Source organism: Mesorhizobium sp. WSM3224, assembly GCF_000427725.1.
Taxonomy (GTDB): domain Bacteria; phylum Pseudomonadota; class Alphaproteobacteria; order Rhizobiales; family Rhizobiaceae; genus Mesorhizobium.
Genome location: NZ_ATYO01000003.1, coordinates 317,461 through 335,305 on the forward strand (window position 1 = coordinate 317,461; position 17,845 = coordinate 335,305).

19 protein-coding genes are annotated in these 17,845 nt (G+C 65.4%); 8 read left to right on the forward strand and 11 right to left on the reverse strand.

All coding sequences use genetic code 11. The features are described from left to right. Nucleotides 1-45: 45 nt before the first annotated feature. The 5 genes from YU3_RS0108490 to YU3_RS0108515 all read right to left on the reverse strand — a co-directional run bounded on the left by YU3_RS0108490 (nt 46) and on the right by YU3_RS0108515 (nt 4,239). A complete protein-coding gene (locus tag YU3_RS0108490; RefSeq protein ID WP_027165829.1) occupies nt 46-2,166 on the reverse strand; it encodes an acyltransferase family protein in 2,121 nt (706 codons plus the stop codon). Nucleotides 2,167-2,555: 389 nt separating this feature from the next. Next, nucleotides 2,556-2,771, reverse strand: coding sequence for an alkylphosphonate utilization protein (locus tag YU3_RS0108500; protein ID WP_027165831.1), 216 nt, complete (start codon nt 2,769-2,771; stop codon nt 2,556-2,558). A 59-nt stretch (nt 2,772-2,830) separates the two neighbouring features. Next, on the reverse strand, nt 2,831-3,325 hold the full coding sequence (locus YU3_RS0108505) for a RidA family protein (protein WP_027165832.1): 495 nt from the start codon (nt 3,323-3,325) through the stop codon (nt 2,831-2,833). 409 nt (nt 3,326-3,734) lie between these two features. Next, nucleotides 3,735-3,965 (reverse strand): hypothetical protein, encoded by a 231-nt coding sequence (locus YU3_RS36265; RefSeq protein WP_051333888.1) that lies wholly within the window; start codon nt 3,963-3,965, stop codon nt 3,735-3,737. 31 nt (nt 3,966-3,996) lie between these two features. After that, complete coding sequence (locus YU3_RS0108515; protein ID WP_027165833.1) at nt 3,997-4,239, reverse strand: hypothetical protein; 243 nt, start codon at nt 4,237-4,239, stop codon at nt 3,997-3,999. Between the two features lie 415 nt (nt 4,240-4,654). On the opposite strand from YU3_RS0108515, the gene YU3_RS0108520 reads away from it, so the two are divergent. Then, the gene (locus YU3_RS0108520; protein ID WP_027165834.1) at nt 4,655-5,584 is read left to right on the forward strand and encodes a hypothetical protein; all 930 of its coding nucleotides are present in this window, start codon (nt 4,655-4,657) and stop codon (nt 5,582-5,584) included. Nucleotides 5,585-6,153: 569 nt separating this feature from the next. Continuing rightward, on the forward strand, nt 6,154-6,276 hold the full coding sequence (locus YU3_RS42100; protein ID WP_280795578.1) for a hypothetical protein: 123 nt from the start codon (nt 6,154-6,156) through the stop codon (nt 6,274-6,276). 43 nt (nt 6,277-6,319) lie between these two features. On the opposite strand, the gene YU3_RS0108535 is transcribed toward YU3_RS42100, so the two are convergent. From YU3_RS0108535 to YU3_RS0108540, 3 genes are all read right to left on the reverse strand, one after another. Beyond that, nucleotides 6,320-6,547 carry a hypothetical protein gene (locus tag YU3_RS0108535; protein ID WP_027165836.1) on the reverse strand — a complete coding sequence of 76 codons (228 nt, stop codon included), beginning with the start codon at nt 6,545-6,547 and terminating at the stop codon, nt 6,320-6,322. A gap of 122 nt (nt 6,548-6,669) precedes the next feature. Further along, nucleotides 6,670-6,873 (reverse strand): hypothetical protein, encoded by a 204-nt coding sequence (locus YU3_RS40480; protein ID WP_156913422.1) that lies wholly within the window; start codon nt 6,871-6,873, stop codon nt 6,670-6,672. Nucleotides 6,874-7,055: 182 nt separating this feature from the next. Then, nucleotides 7,056-7,958, reverse strand: a complete 903-nt coding sequence (locus YU3_RS0108540; RefSeq protein WP_027165837.1) for a LysR family transcriptional regulator — start codon at nt 7,956-7,958, stop codon at nt 7,056-7,058. Nucleotides 7,959-8,090: 132 nt separating this feature from the next. Between YU3_RS0108540 and YU3_RS0108545 the strand changes: the two genes are divergently transcribed. The 4 genes from YU3_RS0108545 to YU3_RS0108560 all read left to right on the forward strand — a co-directional run bounded on the left by YU3_RS0108545 (nt 8,091) and on the right by YU3_RS0108560 (nt 12,493). Further along, nucleotides 8,091-9,563, forward strand: coding sequence for an MFS transporter (locus YU3_RS0108545; protein ID WP_036258103.1), 1,473 nt, complete (start codon nt 8,091-8,093; stop codon nt 9,561-9,563). 265 nt (nt 9,564-9,828) lie between these two features. Beyond that, on the forward strand, nt 9,829-10,140 hold the full coding sequence (locus YU3_RS0108550; RefSeq protein WP_027165839.1) for a hypothetical protein: 312 nt from the start codon (nt 9,829-9,831) through the stop codon (nt 10,138-10,140). 218 nt (nt 10,141-10,358) lie between these two features. After that, complete coding sequence (locus tag YU3_RS0108555) at nt 10,359-11,738, forward strand: nodulation protein NfeD (RefSeq protein WP_027165840.1); 1,380 nt, start codon at nt 10,359-10,361, stop codon at nt 11,736-11,738. Further along, nucleotides 11,735-12,493, forward strand: a complete 759-nt coding sequence (locus YU3_RS0108560) for a slipin family protein (RefSeq protein ID WP_027165841.1) — start codon at nt 11,735-11,737, stop codon at nt 12,491-12,493. The genes YU3_RS0108555 and YU3_RS0108560 overlap by 4 nt, the downstream gene beginning before the upstream one ends. A gap of 32 nt (nt 12,494-12,525) precedes the next feature. Here YU3_RS0108560 and YU3_RS0108565 read toward each other — a convergent pair whose 3' ends face one another. Both YU3_RS0108565 and YU3_RS0108570 read right to left on the reverse strand, forming a co-directional pair. Then, nucleotides 12,526-13,011 (reverse strand): hypothetical protein, encoded by a 486-nt coding sequence (locus YU3_RS0108565; protein ID WP_245273454.1) that lies wholly within the window; start codon nt 13,009-13,011, stop codon nt 12,526-12,528. 124 nt (nt 13,012-13,135) lie between these two features. Then, complete coding sequence (locus YU3_RS0108570) at nt 13,136-14,065, reverse strand: LysR family transcriptional regulator (protein ID WP_027165843.1); 930 nt, start codon at nt 14,063-14,065, stop codon at nt 13,136-13,138. Between the two features lie 98 nt (nt 14,066-14,163). Between YU3_RS0108570 and YU3_RS0108575 the strand changes: the two genes are divergently transcribed. Further along, nucleotides 14,164-15,174 (forward strand): NAD(P)-dependent alcohol dehydrogenase, encoded by a 1,011-nt coding sequence (locus YU3_RS0108575; protein ID WP_027165844.1) that lies wholly within the window; start codon nt 14,164-14,166, stop codon nt 15,172-15,174. Nucleotides 15,175-15,346: 172 nt separating this feature from the next. Here YU3_RS0108575 and YU3_RS0108580 read toward each other — a convergent pair whose 3' ends face one another. Next, nucleotides 15,347-16,309, reverse strand: coding sequence for an AraC family transcriptional regulator (locus YU3_RS0108580; RefSeq protein ID WP_027165845.1), 963 nt, complete (start codon nt 16,307-16,309; stop codon nt 15,347-15,349). 175 nt (nt 16,310-16,484) lie between these two features. Here YU3_RS0108580 and YU3_RS0108585 point away from each other — a divergent pair, with 175 nt between their 5' ends. Continuing rightward, entirely contained in the window at nt 16,485-17,666 is a 1,182-nt protein-coding gene (locus tag YU3_RS0108585) for a helix-turn-helix transcriptional regulator (protein ID WP_245273455.1), read from the forward strand. The last annotated feature ends 179 nt before the right edge of the window (nt 17,667-17,845 follow it).

The window sequence follows — 17,845 nt, forward strand, 5'->3', positions numbered from 1 at the left end:
AGAGAGAAGACGTCGGCTCTTTGCGCGGCGCCCCCTCTGGCCGCTTCACCGCCCCACCTTCGAGATCACTCTTTTCTCCACATCCGGCTCCAGCGATTCCGCGAAGGGCGTGGCCATGTGGTGCTGGTCGCGGAAGGCGAGCTTGCCGTCGATGAAGACGTGGCAGACGCTGGCGCTGCAGAAGCGGTCGGTGAGGTCGACATAGCTCGCGTTGGGGACGCTGGTCACGATCTCGCGTTCCACCGCCGCCATTCGGTCGTTGGCGGCATAGGCCCGCGTCTGGTCGCAGCTTGAGGGCGTTTGGTCCCGCCAGAGCGCCCGCGCCACGCAGGTGTCGACATTCGCGTTGTTGAACGGCACGTCGCGAATGAAGGCGACCTTGAGGCCGGCCTTGCTGAGGCTGGTGAGGGTGGAGCGCAGGCCGGCCCGCCAGTCGGCGTCCTGGCTTTCCGTGTCGCCGCCGCGGCCCGCCATCTTGCGCCCGCTGGTCAGCGCCAGCTCCGAGATGACCACCAGCGCCGGCCGCGCCTTGATGATCTCGGCGATCGCCTGCTCGCGCCAGCGGTCGCATTCCAGGTAGGCGCGCTTGAGCTCCGACGACCAGACGCTGATGCGCGAGGCACGGCAGGAGTTCTTCAGCCAGGTCACCACCCGGTAGCCGTTTTTCCGGCCAGCCTCTATCAGCGGCGTCGACCAGTGGTCGGCGTGGGAGTCGCCGAACAGGGCGATGATGCGCCGTCCCTCGCCGAACACGCAGGGTTTCGGCGTCACCGTCTCGTAGTCCAGCACGCAGCCCGCTTTGGCGCGCGCCGTGGAAGGTTCGGCGGCACTTGCCGCGATGATGCGCTGTTGCGGATCGAGGTCGCGCACGGCAAGCCTGGCATTGCCATAGGCGGCTGCGACGCCGGTGCCGGTCAGGAGGAGGGCCGGCACCAGCGCCCGCGCCGCATTGGCCATCAGCCAGCCGTTGCGACGGATAGGGTTCTCGATGAGGTGATAGCTGAAAGCTGAGAGCGCCAGCGTCAGCGCAAGGCACAGCAGCCGCTCGGCCGGCGTCAGCTCCGGCGCCAGCATGCCGGCATAGACGATCACCGGCCAATGCCAGAGATAGATCGAATAGGAGAGCCTGCCGATCCATTGCAAAGGCGGCAGCGCCAGGGCGGCGTTCACGCTATTCCATCCGGAATTGCGTGGACGAGGAGTGCCGTCCCTGGCGCCGGCCGCTCCCGCCTTGAGCAGAAGGACTGTACCGGCCACCGGCAGAAGCGCCAGAAAGCCGGGGAAGGGAGCGTCCTCGCTGAAGGTGAGATAAGCGACCCCGATCATCGCCAGGCCGGCCAGGCTCAACGCCCGCCCCAGCTGCGGGCGCTCCTGCAACAGCCTTGCCGGCGCCATCGACGCGAGGCCGCCGGCGGCAAATTCCCATGCGCGCAGCGGCGAAAAATAGAAGGCCCAGGGCTGCGAGACGCTCGTCAGCCAGGCACAGAGGATGAAGGAGGTGAGGCCGGCAATGCCGATCGCAAGCATGATGGCGCGCTTGCCGGGCTTAAGAGCAATTCCAGGAAAAGTGTGAAACGGTTGGGCTCGGCGGCTTCGCCGTAGCCTTCCGTCCGGAATTGCGTCAGAACGAAAAGTTGGAGCGGTTCGCCGTTTCCGTGAAACGGTGAACCGCTCCAACCAGGCGGCCAGCATCAGCAGCGCCGGCCAGGCGAGATAGAATTGCTCCTCGACCGACAGCGACCAATAGTGGATGAAAGGGTTGCTTGCCGCGTCATTGGCGAAATAGTCGAACGACCAGCGGATCAGCCACAGATTGATCATATAGGCCGAGGCGAACATGGCGCCCTTGGAATAGAGCGCCTGCTCCTCCGGCGACAGGAGGACCGCGCCGGCGGCAAGCGTCGCCGCGATGACGAAAAGTGCGGCCGGCAGCAGCCGCCGCGCGCGCCGGGCATAGAAGCGCAAAAGGTCGAGCCGGCCGGTGTCGGAGATCTCGGCGACCAAATGGCGGGTGATCAGGGAGCCCGAGATGACGAAGAAAATGTCGACCCCGGCAAAGCCGCCGGGCAGCGCGGTCAGGCCGAAATGGTAGGCGACGACACCCGCCACGGCCAGCGCCCGCAATCCTTCGATGTCGGGCCGGAAATCCCACGCTGATGCTGACACGAATACGAACCTCGCACTGTTCGTTCGTATCCCGCCTGAGGCAGAGGTTCGGCCCTATGGGCTGATATCGCAATGCAACAAATCTAACGCAGTGCAACATAATGGGAGGGCTCTTCCTTCTCCATGTTCACGGGGAGAAGGTGCCCGAAGGGCGGATGAGGGGCAGCGCCATGCCTGTGTTGGCGAGGCTCCGTTGCTGTCGTTCACCAACGATTGACGCTCGAAATCTTGCCAGCGTCGCGCTGCCCCTCATCTGGCTGCTGGCTGCCGCCATCTTCTCCTTGTGAACGGGGAGAAGGGGACGCTGCCGCTCCGGCTTTCGCCAATCGCCCTTCGGTCAACGCCTCGGCCTCGATCTTGACCGGGAGGGGCAGGGGCTCGGCCCCTAATCACGCCTTCTTCAAAAACTCCGTCTTCAGCACCAGGCCCTTCACCTGCTTGGTGTTGCATTCGATCTCGCCGGGATTGCCGTTGAGGCGGATGTTCTTCACCAGCGTGCCGCGCTTGATCGTTTCGGACGTGCCCTTGACCTTGAGGTCTTTGATCAGGGTCACGGAGTCGCCATCCTTCAGCGGCGTGCCGTTGCTGTCTCTTACGTCCGTCATGGCGGGTCTCTCATCGGTTGGATGGCCTGCGTCCGCCTATCGCGCCGACGCCGGCGCGGTCAAGCCAATGACACCTTAATCGTCACCTCGGCCTCGATCTCAACCGGGAAATTCAGGGGTAGCGCGGCAACGCCGATGGCCGTGCGGGCATGGCGACCGATCTCCGGCCCGAAGACTTCGAGGATGAGCTCCGAAAAGCCGTTCATCACCGCCGGCGTTTCGGTGAAGCGCAAGGCCGAATTGACCATGCCGTGCACGCGGCACCAGCCGGTGATCCGGTCGAGGCTGCCGAGCTCGCGTTTCAGGCTGCCGAGCATCGACAGTCCGACCTTGCGGGCCGACACCCGCGCCTCGTCCAGCGACACGCTCTCGCCGGCCGCGCCGAACGGACCGGCAAGCGAGCCGTCCGGCTCCTGCGGTCCATGGCCCGAAATATAGGCGCGGTCGCCGCGCACATTCACCCAGGGAAAGGGCAGCACCATGCCCGGCGGGAGCTTCAGCGGCGGCGGCAGGACGATGCCGAGCGCGGCAAGCTTTTCGTCGGCACCCGGCATGGCATCGCCTCCCTCGGAACTCGTCGTACAGCGCCATCGAGCGCCGTGGCCGAGCTTTCCGGTTCGGCGACCATTCGTCAAGAATGACTTGGGGTCGAAGAACTTGGGCTCGAAGAACTTGGGTTCGAAGAAAAAGGCAGGGCCTGAAGAGCTGGGTCCGAAAAGACTCGGCGCGAAAACTTGGCCCGCGCGGGCCGCAGCCTTGCGATCCGCGCGGGCAGGCGCCGGCCCCGCCGGCGACGCCGAGCCCGGCCCTCAGGCTGGCCGGGTGGCTCTTTGGTTCGGCCGTCCGGGCGCTGCCTTTTCCTCGCCGATCCCGAATGGCGGACCGCTATGGGTCCCCGGAATGGCCACCTTTGTCTTACGCGGTTCCGGACCAAAACCGCCGAACACGATTCCTGGAATTGCTCTAGAAGTGCAAGTCCAGCGGCTGCGGATAAGCCTGGCCGGCATCGACGGGCGTCATCGTGACCGCCAGAGGCAGGACGCCGCCGGTGGCAGTCTGGTCGAGCGGCGGCTTGCTCTTTTCGGTCTTGGCCACCTTGCTGTCGCTTTCCGGAATTTTCGTCTTGGCCCCTGCGGCTTGCGTCAGTGCAAGCGACAGCAGAAGTGCCGATAGCGTGGATAGGATGATCTTCATAACGGGTTCCCTTCTTGATTCCGTGGCCTCCTCATTGCTTGAAGCCAGTTGCGTCGAGCAGAGCGACCTGCTTGCCGTCGATGTAGAAGCGTATCGCGTGCGCGTCGTTGTCGACGTCGATGCGCGTGGGCTGCACGGCGGGCGCGGCGGGCGCAGCTCTGGCGTATTTCGACTGAAATTCTCCCGCGGGCGCGTACATGAACAGCAGCCCCAGCGCGATGCATCCAGCGGTAAACAAGACAAAGGTGAGTGTCGAAGAGGTGGTCGACGTCATCTGATCGTTCCTTCCTGATGAGGTGGCTTTACGGTTCGGTTGTACCCGGCTCTGCGAACCGGGTTTCGCCGTTGCTCGAAAATCGAGCGTGTCACTGCTCTACGAAGGAAGGGGATGACGTGCTCAAGCCCACATTCAGCGCGTTTTTCATGATGGTCTGCCCCTAGCCCGCGGCGAGCTTAGCGTCGACAGGCGGATGGCAAAGGCCAGCAATGTGGAAGGGCGTGGAATTCTCTGGAATTCCACGAATATCGGCCCGTGGAAGATTGGAACGCCGGACGTATGGCGGCGACGAAAGTCCGGCGCGAACCATGGCGGCGATACGTATCATCCCGAGTCGGCGCCGTGCCGGCGGGCAGCCGGTCATGGGCAGACTGGATTCCACGGAGGGCACGGGTTCCGAGGGGGCGGTTCGATGGCACAGCATATCGCGCAGAAACTGCGGCTGACATCGGCCTTGCTCGGCACTGTGACCCGCAAGGATCTCGCGGCAGCGTTCCGCGCCGTCAATCCCAGGACCGCATTCGACCTTGGCCGCGCCGACAAATGGCTGCAGGGCCGGGCTCAGCCTCGCGAGCAAAGCGTCTACGACGATTGGGCGAAAGTGCTGCGCCTCGAGCAGCCCGGCGCCTGGATCGCCGAGAGCGATCTGCCGAGCTTCGCGGCCGCCATCGCGGCCCGCCACGGCATCGGCGTGGCGGAGCTCGAACGCCGCGCCCACGCGCAGTCCGCTGCCTCGCCCGGGCATGACGACAAAGGCATCGGACTGGCGCTCGCCGGGACCTATGCCTGGTACACTAGCGCCTGGTCGCCCTATTATCGCGGCCAGCTCATCAGGGGCCGCCTGGCGATCGAGGCGGGGCCGGGTGCGCATGCCTTCACCGCCATATATCGCGAGACATTGCCGAGTGGGCAGTTGCAGCTCTCCGGGCCGGTCACGCCGACAAAGCGCAGTCTCTATCTGCATCTGAAGGAGGTGGGCGGCGAGGCGCAGTCCTTCCTTTGCCTGTTCCCGCATACGCAGCCGGTGAGTGTGCTCGGCGGCTATATGGTCGGCACCGCCATCTTCGCCCCGGAAGCGCAGCCCTCGCTCACCAGGATCCTGTTGGTGCGCCTGCGCGCGCCCGCCGCCGAACAATGGGGCGGGCCCCTGCCGCCCGGCATCTCGATCGCCGCCGACCTGGCAAGTCTCGGCATCGTCATGGAGCACCCGGAAGCAATCGACAGCCAACTCGGCCAATTCCTCAGCGCCGACAGCGACGGCGGCGTCAACCAGATCCCCCCGTCCGAGTTCCGCGCCATCCTCGACGTGTTCGACCGCCATTGGCTGCAGCACGCGGGGTGATCGCGGCCGTCGTAAAGTTCATCGCGGCCGGTGCCGGATGTTTTTAAGCAAGCTGTTTTAAAGCTGAGAGTCAGACCGGCCAGGAGCGGGCGGTACACTGCGCAGGTGCCCGCCCGTCCGGCGCCGCCGCCAAGCTGCTGAAACCCCGTCCGTCCCCAACAGCAACGGTCATGGCGTGACCAGTGGTTGCGGAGTGCCATTGGCGCGGTTTCCTGTCAACGCCGCCTGCGGGTTGCCCGGAGGCGCCTAATTGGCCGCCTTTCGTGCCCGCCGCGCGCTTTTCAACCATGCCGAAGTCGTGGCGAAAGATCGCGAAATGGCGGAATTCCGGGCTTTCCAATGTCTCGGAGGCTCGGCCGGAGATATATGCGTATCTGCTTGAATAGGCAGCTGTTTCGCCGGCCGACATCTCTCTTCCACCCCGACTTTTTTTGGGCGTATTTCGGCATGCAGCATTGGCGCTCGGCAACAGTTGACTGCCTCTTTAAGCGGCGCCGGACGCTTCTGTGAGCAGTTTCATGATGTTCTCATCAAAGACGTGATAGAATGCATCGAAGGGGGAAGTTGCGATGGCCAATCTGTTGTTCAAGGTTCTTGCCAGACGGCGATCATGGCTGGATCGGGTCGCATTGGGGTTGCTTGTCTTCCTGGCGACACTGGTCGCCGCGCTGATGGGTGGCGCCAGCACCTAGAGCAGATTTCCGTCCGCAATTGCCACAGAGCAAAAGCGGCCTCCTATTTCCTTTGCCCGATCGCCTTGAATTCAAACGTCGCTGGCCGCAGCCTTGCCGGCCTCGGCCGCTCGGTGAGGTCGATGACGCGGACCCACCTGGCGGCGCCGGCACGCAAGGTCACCTTCAGGCCAAGCGCCTCCTCAGCCGCCTCGAAAGGCGTCTTTGCTTCGACTGAATGGACCGCGACTACGGTTTCGCCGTCTATTTCCTCGACGCGATAGGTTTTCATGCGCGCCTCCCGGAGCGCTCCGCCGTTTCGTTTCTCGCGTGGAGGCGTTTATATTAGAAGTTCAGAATGTGTAGCAAGGTTGCCAGCCGCAAATACCGTGATCGGCAAGGCCGGACGGCGGCTCAGTCCTGCAAAATGGAGGGCGCGCTGTAGCCGCGCAGGCCGGTTCCGTTGCAGGCCTTGCAGGAAACCCGTTGACCCGGGCAATTGTCGCGCAACACCCCAGGGGGACAGCATGCGCCGTTCGACGCCACCTGCTTTTCACACTCGAACACCTTGCCGGCACCCAGGCACCGGGGGCAGGTGAATTTCCTGAATTCGCTCAAGTGAGCCCTCCGGCTGTTTCACAGGCGCCCGGCAACGCGCTGACCATGCCGCTTGTTCCATGACGGACGCGGTTTGCGTGCGATGGTATATGTTAGTGATACCTAATATTCCAGGGATACCGCCTGCAACGCGCGGTTGGTTCCGCGCTGCGAGGCGGCATGGTCTTGGGTTCCTCACCGGTTCAAGTGGGTGAGGAACCCCCACACACCTCTTTCACCAGCCCGCGCAGCCAGCGATGCGCCGGATCGGCATCGAGCCTCGGGTGCCACAGGAGCGAGATCGTCAGCGCGGCGAGCTTCACCGGCAGCGGGAAGGTGAGCAAGCCCTCGCGCAACGTGCCGGTATAGCGCTCCGGCACGGTGGCGATGAGGTCGGAGCCGCGCGCCAGCGCCAGCGCCTCGGCAAAGCCACCGACCACGGCCGCGACCTTCCGCGTCAGCCCGACGAGCTCCAGCGCGTCATCCACCGGGCCGCGGTCGAGACCGCGGCGTGAGATCAAGATGTGGCGGCCGGCGGCGAAGCGGGCGGCGGTGATGCGGCCTTCGCTCAAGGGATGGCCGGCCCGCACGACGCCGACGAAGCGGTCGCGAAACAGCGCCTGCGTTCGCACCTCCGGCCCGGTCGAGCCGCCGACCACGCCGGTCTCGAGATCGACCGCGCCCTCGCGCATCGGGCCGCTGTCCTTGTCGGGCTTGGGCACGAAGCGCAATTGCACGCCCGGCGCTTGCTCAGCCACGCGGGCAAGCAGCGCCGGGCCGAAATTCTCGACGAAACCGTCGCTGTTGCGCAAGGCGAAGCTGCGCGTGAGCCGCGCGAGCTCGAGCCGCTCGGCGGGCCGCAGCAGCGCTTGCGCCTCCTTCACCAGACGGCCGACTTGCGCGCCGAGCTCGACGGCGCGCGGTGTCGGCACCAGGCCGCGCCCGGCGCGCACCAGAAGCGGATCGCCGGTCGTCTCGCGCAGCCTCGCCAGCGCCCGGCTCATCGCCGAGGGGCTAAGCTTCAGGCGCCGCGCGGCCTTGGCGACGCTGCCTTCGGCAAGCAGCACGTCCAGCGTGACGAGCAGGTTGAGATCGGGCCGCGACATGGCGTGACCATAGCACGGATACGTCGAAGGGATATGGCGTTTCATGCACGGGTAAAGTGCAAATGCTGCGTCTTCCGCCATGTCAGCCACACGCTTATCTTCCCCGGAAAATCAGCCGACGGAGAAGAAATCATGGCCGACATCGCCGAACCCCGCGCCGCGCCCGCACGCCATTCGACGGCGGGCGCGCTGGCCAGCCTGTCTCTGGCCATGCTCATCTCCTCGCTCAGCACCAGCATCGCCAATGTCGCGCTGCCGACGCTGAGCGTGGCCTTCGCCGCGTCCTTTCCGGCGGTGCAATGGGTGGTGCTTGCCTATCTGCTGGCCATCACGACGCTGATCGTCAGCGTCGGGCGTCTCGGCGATCTCGTTGGCCGGCGGCTCTTGCTGATCGCCGGCCTCGCGCTGTTCAGCGCCGCCTCGCTGGCCGCAGCCTTGGCCCCGTCGCTCGCGCTGCTGATCGCCGCGCGCGCCGTGCAAGGCCTGGGCGCGGCGGTGATGATGGCGCTGACGATAGCCTTCGTCGGCGAGACGGTGCCGAAAGAGCGCACTGGCAGCGCCATGGGCCTGCTCGGCACCATGTCGGCGATCGGCACGGCGCTCGGACCCTCGCTTGGCGGCCTGCTGATCGCCGTTCTCGGCTGGCGCTCGATCTTCCTCGTCAGCGCCGCGCTCGGCGTCGTCGCCGTGCTTGCAGCCTGGCGCTTCCTGCCGGGTGACCAAGCGGCGAGCATCGTCAGCCCAGCGGCGAGCATCGTCCGCACGCCGGGCGGCGGCAAGCGCGAGGCGAGGGGAGGCGCGCGCTACGATACGCTGGGCACGCTGCTGCTCGCCGCCACGCTCGCCGCCTATGCGCTGGCCATGACTATGGGGCGCGGTCATTTCGGCGGGCTGAACGTGGCGCTGCTCGGCATGGCCGGGGCCGGCGCGGCGCTGTTCGTCGTCGTGGAGGCCAAGGTGGCGTCGCCGCTGGTCAAGCTCACGCTGTTGCGCGACCCGGTGCTGGCGCCGAGCCTCGCCATGAACGTGCTGGTGTCGACGGTGATGATGGCCACGCTCGTCGTCGGTCCATTCTTCCTGTCGCGCGCGCTGGGCCTGGGCGAAGCGGCGACCGGGGCGGTGCTGTCGATCGGGCCTGTGGTCTCGGCGTTCTGCGGCGTCATTGCCGGGCGCGCCGTCGACCGCCTCGGCGCGGCATCGATGGTCATCGCCGGCCTGGTGCTGATGGTCGCCGGCTGCGCCGCGCTTGGCCTTCTGCCGGGCCTCTTCGGCGTCGCCGGCTACGCGGTGGCAATCATCCTGCTGACGCCGGGCTACCAGCTCTTCCAGGCCGCTAACAACACCGCCGTCATGGCCGATGTCGACGGCAGCGAGCGCGGCGTGGTGTCGGGCATGCTCAGCCTGTCGCGCAATCTCGGCCTCGTCACCGGCACGGCGGTGATGGGCGCGGTGTTCGCCTTCGCGGTGGGGTCGAGCGATGTCGCCGGCGCGGCGGCCGAGGCCGTCGCGCAGGGCATGCGCTTCACCTTCGCTATAGCGGCGGGATTGGTGCTGGTGGCAGTTCTGTTGGCCGTCCTCAGCCTGCCGGCAAAGCGCCCCGCATAGCACTTCCGCGATCGCGTAATTTCGCCGCCGCCCGCAAAGCTTAGTCTTTGTCTGGCGGCGGTGTCCATTCCGCCTTCGGCCGGTGCCCCAGCTACCCCACGAACCCCCACCCACTGTGGCACCGGCCTCACCCATTCCGTTCTTCCTTGTCGGCCAAGCTTCTCCTGCCGCGATCCCGCGCCGGGACGCAAAGCCAGGCCGGAACCAAAGCGGCAGGCAACGGTTTACCCGGCGAAGGGATAATGCAGGAATTAGGAATAGAGCAATGAAAACAGTGCTTCTTGCTGCCTTGGCGCTCTGCGTCGCCGCACCCGCTGTCGCTTCCGCGGCCGAGGCCGATGTCGTCATCAGGACGCACCACAGGCATTATTACCACCACCGCCCCGCCGTCATTATCAACGACGAGGGCCATCGCCTGCATCACCGCCATCACGGCACGGTCGCCTTCTACGACAACGGCGAGCGCGCCTGGCGCCATCGCCATCACCGCCGTCCGGACACCGTGATCGTCACGGGTTCGATCGGGCACCGGCACCATCATCGTCCAGTCATTATCGAGGGTGGCTCCGACTACTGATGTCCACGGCTCGGCTCGTGCGGAATGAAGCACGAGCCGGGCGCGTTCTGTCTCCATAATTCCCTGCACAAGCTGGTTTCCTACGCCGCGCTTTTTCCGCGCGCCGGCCTGAACCAGGGCCGCCGCGGGGTTGAGGCTGTCCACCAGGCCGGTCGGGATCGGCAGCTCGTTGGACTTCGCCCGGCACAACCCCATATTGTATCGAAGGAGCTTTGAGCGTGAGACTCGCGCGGGTGGCCCTTCTGGCAGCGGCCTTCGTGGCCGTCGCGGTTCTTTTCCCCTTCTCCTCGGCCGGAACGGCGACGGAGAGGGTAGCCGTCAGCATTTCGATCGACGGCGCCATCGGTCCGGCGAGCGCGCGCCAGCTGAAGGAGGCGCTCAAGGCGGCGGCTGAGCGCAATGCCGAAGTGCTCATCCTGCAGCTCGACACGCCCGGCGGCCTGGTCACCTCGATGCGCGAGATGATCGCCGATATCCTGGCCTCTCGCGTTCCCGTGATCGGCTATGTCGCGCCGGCGGGCGGTCATGCGGCGAGCGCCGGAACCTATATCCTCTACGCCACCCATGTCGCGGCGATGGCGCCCGGCACCAATCTTGGCGCGGCGACGCCAGTCGAATTCGGCGGGCTGCCCTCGCTTCCCGGCGGTGAGAAGGACGGGAAGGACAGCGGCGGGGCCGGCGACGCGATGATGGCCAAGGTAACTAATGACGCGGTGGCGCTCATTCGCTCGCTCGCCGAGCTGCGCGGCCGCAACGGCGACTGGGGCGAGAAGGCCGTGCGCCAGGCGGCGAGCCTGTCGGCGAGTGCCGCTCTGCAGGAGCACGTCATCGACTTCGTCGCCCGCGACACGGCCGAGCTGTTGCAGCTGGCCGATGGCCGCACCGTCGACGTGGCCGGCAAGAAAGAGGTGCTGGCGACCAAGGGTCTGCAGGTCGAGACGCTGGATCCCGGCTGGTTCATCCGGCTTCTCGCTGTCATCACCGATCCGAACGTCGCCGTCCTGCTGATGCTCGTCGGCTTCTACGGCATCGTCTTCGAGGTCACGAGCCCCGGCGCGGTGGCTCCGGGCGTCATCGGCGGCATCTGCCTCGTGCTCGCCCTCTATGCGCTCGATCTATTGCCGATCAACTATACTGGGCTCGCCCTGATGCTGCTCGGCGTCGCCTTCCTCATCGTCGAGGCCTTCAATCCAACCGTCGTGCTGGGGCTCGGCGGCGTGGCCGCCTTCCTGCTCGGCGCAGCCATGCTTCTCAAGGTCGAGGGTCCGGGCTTCGCCATATCCTGGGCGGTCATCGGTCCCGCCGCGGCGCTGACGCTGGGGCTCGCGCTGCTTGCCGGCAGCTACCTCTGGGCGGCGCGACGCAATCCGCCGCGCATCGGCGGCGAGGCGATGCGCGGCTTGCCCGTGCAGATCCTCGACTGGCAAGGCGGCGAGGGGCATGTGCTGGCGCTCGGCGAACGCTGGCGGGCAAAGGCCGATGACCCGATCGCGCCGGGAGATCGCGCGGAGGTGACCGCCGTCAACGACCTCGTGCTGACGGTGCGCCGGCGCGACGCCGGAAACGACGGGGCAGGAAACGACGGAGCAAAACAATGACAGTCGCTTATGTCGCCTATCTGATCCTTGCGCTTGTGGTGATCATGTTCCTGTCGGCGGCTATCCGCATCCTGAGGGAATATCAGCGCGGCGTGGTCTTCACGCTGGGCCGCTTCACCGGGGTCAAAGGCCCCGGCCTGATCATCCTCGTGCCCTTCATCCAGCAGATGGTGCGGGTGGACCTGCGCGTGGTGGTGCAGGACGTGCCTCCGCAGGACGTCATCTCGCGCGACAACGTCTCGGTGAAGGTCAACGCCGTGCTCTATTTTCGCATCGTCGATGCCGAGCGCGCGATCATCCAGGTCGAGGATTTCATGGCCGCCACCAACCAGCTGGCGCAGACCACGCTGCGCTCGGTGCTCGGCAAGCACGAGCTCGACGAGATGCTGGCCGAGCGCGACAAGCTCAACAGCGACATCCAGGAGATCCTCGACCAGCGCACCGATGCCTGGGGCATCAAGGTCTCCAATGTGGAGATCAAGCATGTCGACCTCAACGAGAGCATGGTCCGCGCCATCGCCAAGCAGGCCGAAGCCGAGCGGCTGCGCCGCGCCAAGGTGATCAACGCCGACGGCGAGCAGCAGGCAGCGGCGAAGCTGGTCGAGGCGGGCAAGATGCTGGCCGAGGAGCCGCAGGCCATGCAGCTGCGCTATTTCGAAGCCCTGCACGACATCGCCGGCGAACGCTCGTCCACGGTGGTGTTCCCGCTGCCGGTCGATCTGCTTGGGCAGTTCATGAAGGCGCAGGGCAAGTGAGCATTACCCCTGTTCCTCAATAGCGGGCGGTTTCAATCCGCCTCGCCACCCGACCCCTTGCCGCACTCGGCCAGCACCTTGCCGATCGCGGCACCAGAGCCTTTCAGCGGAAAGCTGGCCTCGCCATATTTGTCGGCTGACACCGCAACGTCGCCCTTGCCGTGCAGCAGTGCCAGCAAAGGGTCGGTCGGGCCGGAAAGCTCGGCGGTGAAGTAATTATACATCGCCTCGAGCTCCAGCTTCTTCGTCAAGCTCTTGTCGCCGGCCTTGAAGGTGAAGGAGCCGCTGATACCGGGTTCGAGCTGCCCGCCCGCGGCGCCGAGATCATAGCTCAGCACCGGCTTGTCGAAGCAGGCCAGCATCAGATGGGCATCACCCCTCGGCCCGCCGCAGACCGATGCCGTCATCACGCTGCCGCCCTCGTCCTCCTCCATCTTGGCGGACCACGCACAGGAAGCGGCATGGGCGGGGAGGGTGGCGAGCAGTGCCACGATGATTGCTGTCGATACGCATTTCATGATCGCCCCCTTGTGATGGCTCGATCATACCGAAATTGGCGAAAGCCGGCGAGTGCGCAATCTCCCCAGGTGGGCCCACAAGGAGGAGATAAGGCCGTCGCTATTTCTTCTGCGATCGGCAAATCTACCGCCGCCATGGCGGCTCGGGCGAAAATCGTTTGCCGATCCAGTCGGCGATGGCACGGGTTTTGGCGGCCTGGCCCTTGGCTGAGGGCATGACGACATAGACCGCGCCCTCGTCGGCCAGCGTCCAGTCCTCCAGGATCGGCACCAGCCTTCCGTCGGCGAGCTCGCGCCCGACCAGCCAGTCGGTGCTCATCATCAGGCCGAGGCCTTGCACGGCGGCCTCGACCAGCACCTCGGCGTCGTCGCTGACCAGCGGCCCCGAAACCTCGACACGCGCGCGCCGGCCTTCGCGGTCGGTCATTTCCCAGGCCGGAAACGTCTGGAAGCCTGTGAAGCCCAGGCAGGAATGTTCGAGCAGCGCCTGCGGCGTCTCCGGTCTGCCTCTTTGGGCCAGGTAGGAGGGCGCGGCGCAGAGCAGCCGCCGCCGCGTCGCCACCTTGCGCGCTACAAGGCGCGAATCCTCCAAGCTGCCCAGCCGTACGGCGACGTCGAAATTCTCGGCGACCAGGTCGGCAAAGCGGTTGGAGAACTCGGCCTCGATGCGCACATCCGGGAACTCAGCAAGGAACTGCGGCAGGAACGGGGCTATCCACATGCGCCCGAACGTGCCGGGCAGCGCCAGCCGGAGCAGCCCACGCGGCCGGCCGCAGGCATGCGCGGCGGCGGCCGCTTCCGCCTCGTCGACCAAGGCGAGGATAGCGCGCACGCGCAATAGGAACTCCGCGCCCGCCTCGGTCAGCGACACGCTGCGCGTTGTGCGGTGGAGCAGACGCACCCCCAACCGCTCTTCCAGCGACAGCAGGCGGCGCGACAGGATAGTCGCGTCGCGCCCGACCCGCGCCGCCGCCCTGGTGAAGGAGCGCGCCTCGGCGATGGCCGCGAAAGCCGCCATTTCGGCAAGGGCGGAGGGCTCATGGGATTGCTGCATAATTTGCAATACTAAAATGCAAAGTCCAACGATTATCGAAGAATAGCGCAGCAGCTAGGTTCGCTCAATCGGCAATCGACCACCCATGGAGTGAACACATGAAAGCCATCGAACTCAGCCAGCCAAGGCTCGACGCCTTCCGCGCCGCCAGCGTCGCCACGCCCGAACCGCAACGCGGCGAAGTGTTGATCCGCCAGCGTGCGGCGAGCCTCAATTTCGTCGATGTCGCGGTTGCGAGCGGCAACTACCCCGGACCGGTCTTTCCGCTCGTTCCCGTCGCTGACGGTGCCGGCGAGATCGTCGCTCTGGGCGAGGGCGTTGCGAATTTGGCTGTCGGGGACCGTGTCGTCGCCCATGCCAAGCCACATTGGATCGGCGGTCGGCCGCGGCCTTACGAGATGAGGCAGATGCGCGGCGTCTCGTTGCCCGGTTCGCTTGCCGAATATGCCGCGCTGCCGGCCAATTCGGTCGTGCCCGTCCCGGCGCATCTCTCCTTCGAGGCGGCTTCGACCCTGCCCATCGCCGGCACCACTGCCTGGAACGCCATCCGCGCCGCCGATGTCGGCCCGGGCTCGGTCGTCGTGCTGCTCGGCACAGGCGGCGTCTCGATCTTCACGCTGCAGCTCGCCAAGGCGGCCGGGGCCACCGTCATTATCACTTCGTCTTCGGACGAGAAGCTCGAGCGCGCCAAGGCGCTCGGCGCCGACCACCTGATCAATTACCGCGCGACGCCGGACTGGGACGGCAAGGTGCTGGAACTGACCGACGGCCTCGGCGCCGACCTCGTCGTCGAGACCGGCGGCACAGCCACCTTCGCCCGCTCCGTCAACGCCACCGCGCCCGGCGGCACGCTGTTCACCATCGGCTTCGTCACCGGTGCCGAGGCGAGCGTCAACCTGCTGCCGATCATCATCAAGGCGCTGAAGGTGGTTGGCAATAACACTGGATCGGTCTCAGATCTGCGCGACGCCGCCCGCGCCATCGGCGCTGCCAGGATCGAGCCGGTCGTCGACAAGGTGTTTTCGCAAGATGAAGCGACCGAAGCCTACACCCACATGGCCGCCGGCGGCCTGCATTTCGGCAAGCTGGTGTTCGGGTTGGATTGGTAGGAAGAGCTGAAGCCATGGCAGCAGAAGATTGGCGAGGCGGAGGTGGACAGGCCCCTTGAGGGAAGATGACCGGTCCACCCTCCGTGGCTGCAGCGCGGCTGCCGCGGAGGGCGGGCAGCGCAGATGCCTCGCGCGATTTTCTTTCCTACGCGACCTTCTCCAGGGTGATCGGCTATCTCGCGCTCGTTGGCGTGCAGCCGAAGCGCCGGCGGAAGCAGCGATTGAAGTAGGACACGTCGCTGAATCCAATTGTCAGCGCAATTTCGCTGACGCGCATAGCGCCATTGTGCCTCTGCGAGAGCATCCTGTGCGCGCTCTGCAGGCGCAGTTCGAGAACGCGCTCGGAAAAGCTGATGCCTGTCTCCTGAAGGAGATCGTGAACATAGCGCGCCGACAGGCCGAGTTCCTTTGCGACGCCTTGCGCGGAGATGCCGGGGTTGGCGAAATCGCCCGAGATCTTCGCCAGCACCGCCTGCAGTCTTGCCGCCCGCAGGCCTCGCAGCCCGGCCAATTCGGCAACCTGGCCTTTCGCGCCGGTCACCAGGCCGATCAGATCGACGATCGTTTCCGTGGCGTGGGTTATCAGGTCGGGCGAGGCGAGGGGGCAACCGCTCTCAAGCAACTGGCAATAGCGTTTGAGAAGATCGAGGGCTTCGTTTTCGGCGCCGATCTTCAACGCCAGCCTGTCATCGATCTGTGGGAAGGCCTGGGTGAGGATCGCGCGCGGGACGACGACGTTCGTCCACAGGTTTTGGTCGGCACCGGTCATTTTCAGCGCTTCCGCCGCGGTGACCAGGGCTGCTTCTCCCCGGCCGACGCTGTACTCGCGGCCGGCCTGCGCCCCGGTCAGCACGGTGTCGGCGCTGTTGATCAGCAGCAAATATCCGTCATTGCCGTCATCGGCGATGTTGCTTGCCTTCCTCGTCGCATGCTTGATCGTCCCGGCCATCCGGCCAAGCACCAGCGATCCGACGGCCGTGGCCTCGATTGCCGCTTCGAAAGGCAGATTTTCCGATATGCCGTATTCGACCGACCAGATCTCGGCGACGTGGATATCCTGCCAGAGGGAAAATCGATCGCGCTCGCCAAGATGCTCCGGCAAATCAGCCGATGAAAACACCGTCTTCCGTGACAATAGCTTACCCCCGATAAACATTCGCGACTTCTAATATGTGAGCGCGATGCTTTCCATTCCAAGAATAACCAGCGACATTGACTGCCTGGCGTTCAGGTGATCGATCTTTAATCGAGTTCAACCACGCGTGGCGTCACCCAAAAGTATGACGCCGCGGAATCCAGCGAGACCGGGCGTGCAGGAGACAGGAGGCGTGGTGGAGAGGCTGGGCAGCGAAGTTCTTGGTTCGATTATCGGCGACATCTATGATTGCGTTTTGAACCCGGAAGGCTGGGCCGGGGTAATGACCCGGATCACAAAGGCTATCGACGCGGCCTATACCACCATCGCGCTTGCCAGCACCGCCGACAATCATGGCCGGTTCGCGGCCCAATCCCCCTGGGATCCCATGCAAATGCGCGTGCTCCAGGAGGATTATGACTTCGATGCGATTCCCGGGCTGAAGGCCGCGGTCGTCGGCGATATCGACACGCCCGTCGCGACGCTGTCGCATATGAGCGAAGCCGAACTCCAGCAGACGCCTTTCTTCCAGAATTGGGCCAAGCCGCAAGGATTGCGTGAAGGCTGCATCATCAAATTCGTTCATACACCGGACCGGATCGGCCTCATGGGTTGCACCACGCGAGCCGACCGGGAGATCATATCGGTCGAGGAGCAGCGTTTCATGGCATTGCTCTCGCCGCATCTGCGCCGCGCCTCCCTGATTGGAGATCTGCTCGATCAGGCTCGCGTAACCGCCAGTCTTTATCGCCAGGCGCTCGACCATCTGGCCGTGCCTGTCGTGCTGACTGGCGCCAACGGAGCAATCCTCCATGCCAATGGAGCTGCCCAACAGATGCTTTCGGCGCAAGGCCCCATTCTTTCCAGGCACGGCCTGCTCCAGGCGCAGAACCCGGCGGTGGTCCTCGCCCTGCAGGAAGCGATCGCCAGTGCGGCGAGCGCGGATGCTTCGCTTGGCTCGCGCGGCATAGGCCTGCCCATTTCGGCCCCGGGCCAGCCGCCCGCTGTCGCTTATATACTGCCGTTGACCGAAGGAACCGCGCGGGCGGCTTTCCGGCCCGCTCGTGCCGCTGTCTTCGTGTCGACCACGACGTCCGCCTCGCCACTGCCGGAGGCCGTTCTCACCACGCTGTTCGACCTGACGCCGGCGGAGGCGCGCGTCCTGCTCAGGATCGGCAGCGGCTTGTCCGCGCCCAGGAGCGCGGTGTCGCTCGGCATCGGCGACAACACCCTGAAGACCCATCTCAACCGGATCTTCGCCAAAACCGGCACGCGGCGCCAGGCCGATCTCGTCAAACTCATTTCGGACATGGGCGCCCCATTGCGTCCCATTGGCGCCGCGCCGTCTCAAGAGTGATCGCGTAGCGTCACTCCGTTAGAGCGTTTCACCGTTTCACGGAAACGGCGAACCACTCTATCTCTTTGTTTTGTCGCAATTCCGGACGGAAAATTACGGCGAAGACGCCGAACTTAACCGCTCACACTTTTCCTGGAATTGCTCTTAGTCCCGCCAAATCCGCGGCGCGCCGGTTAGCT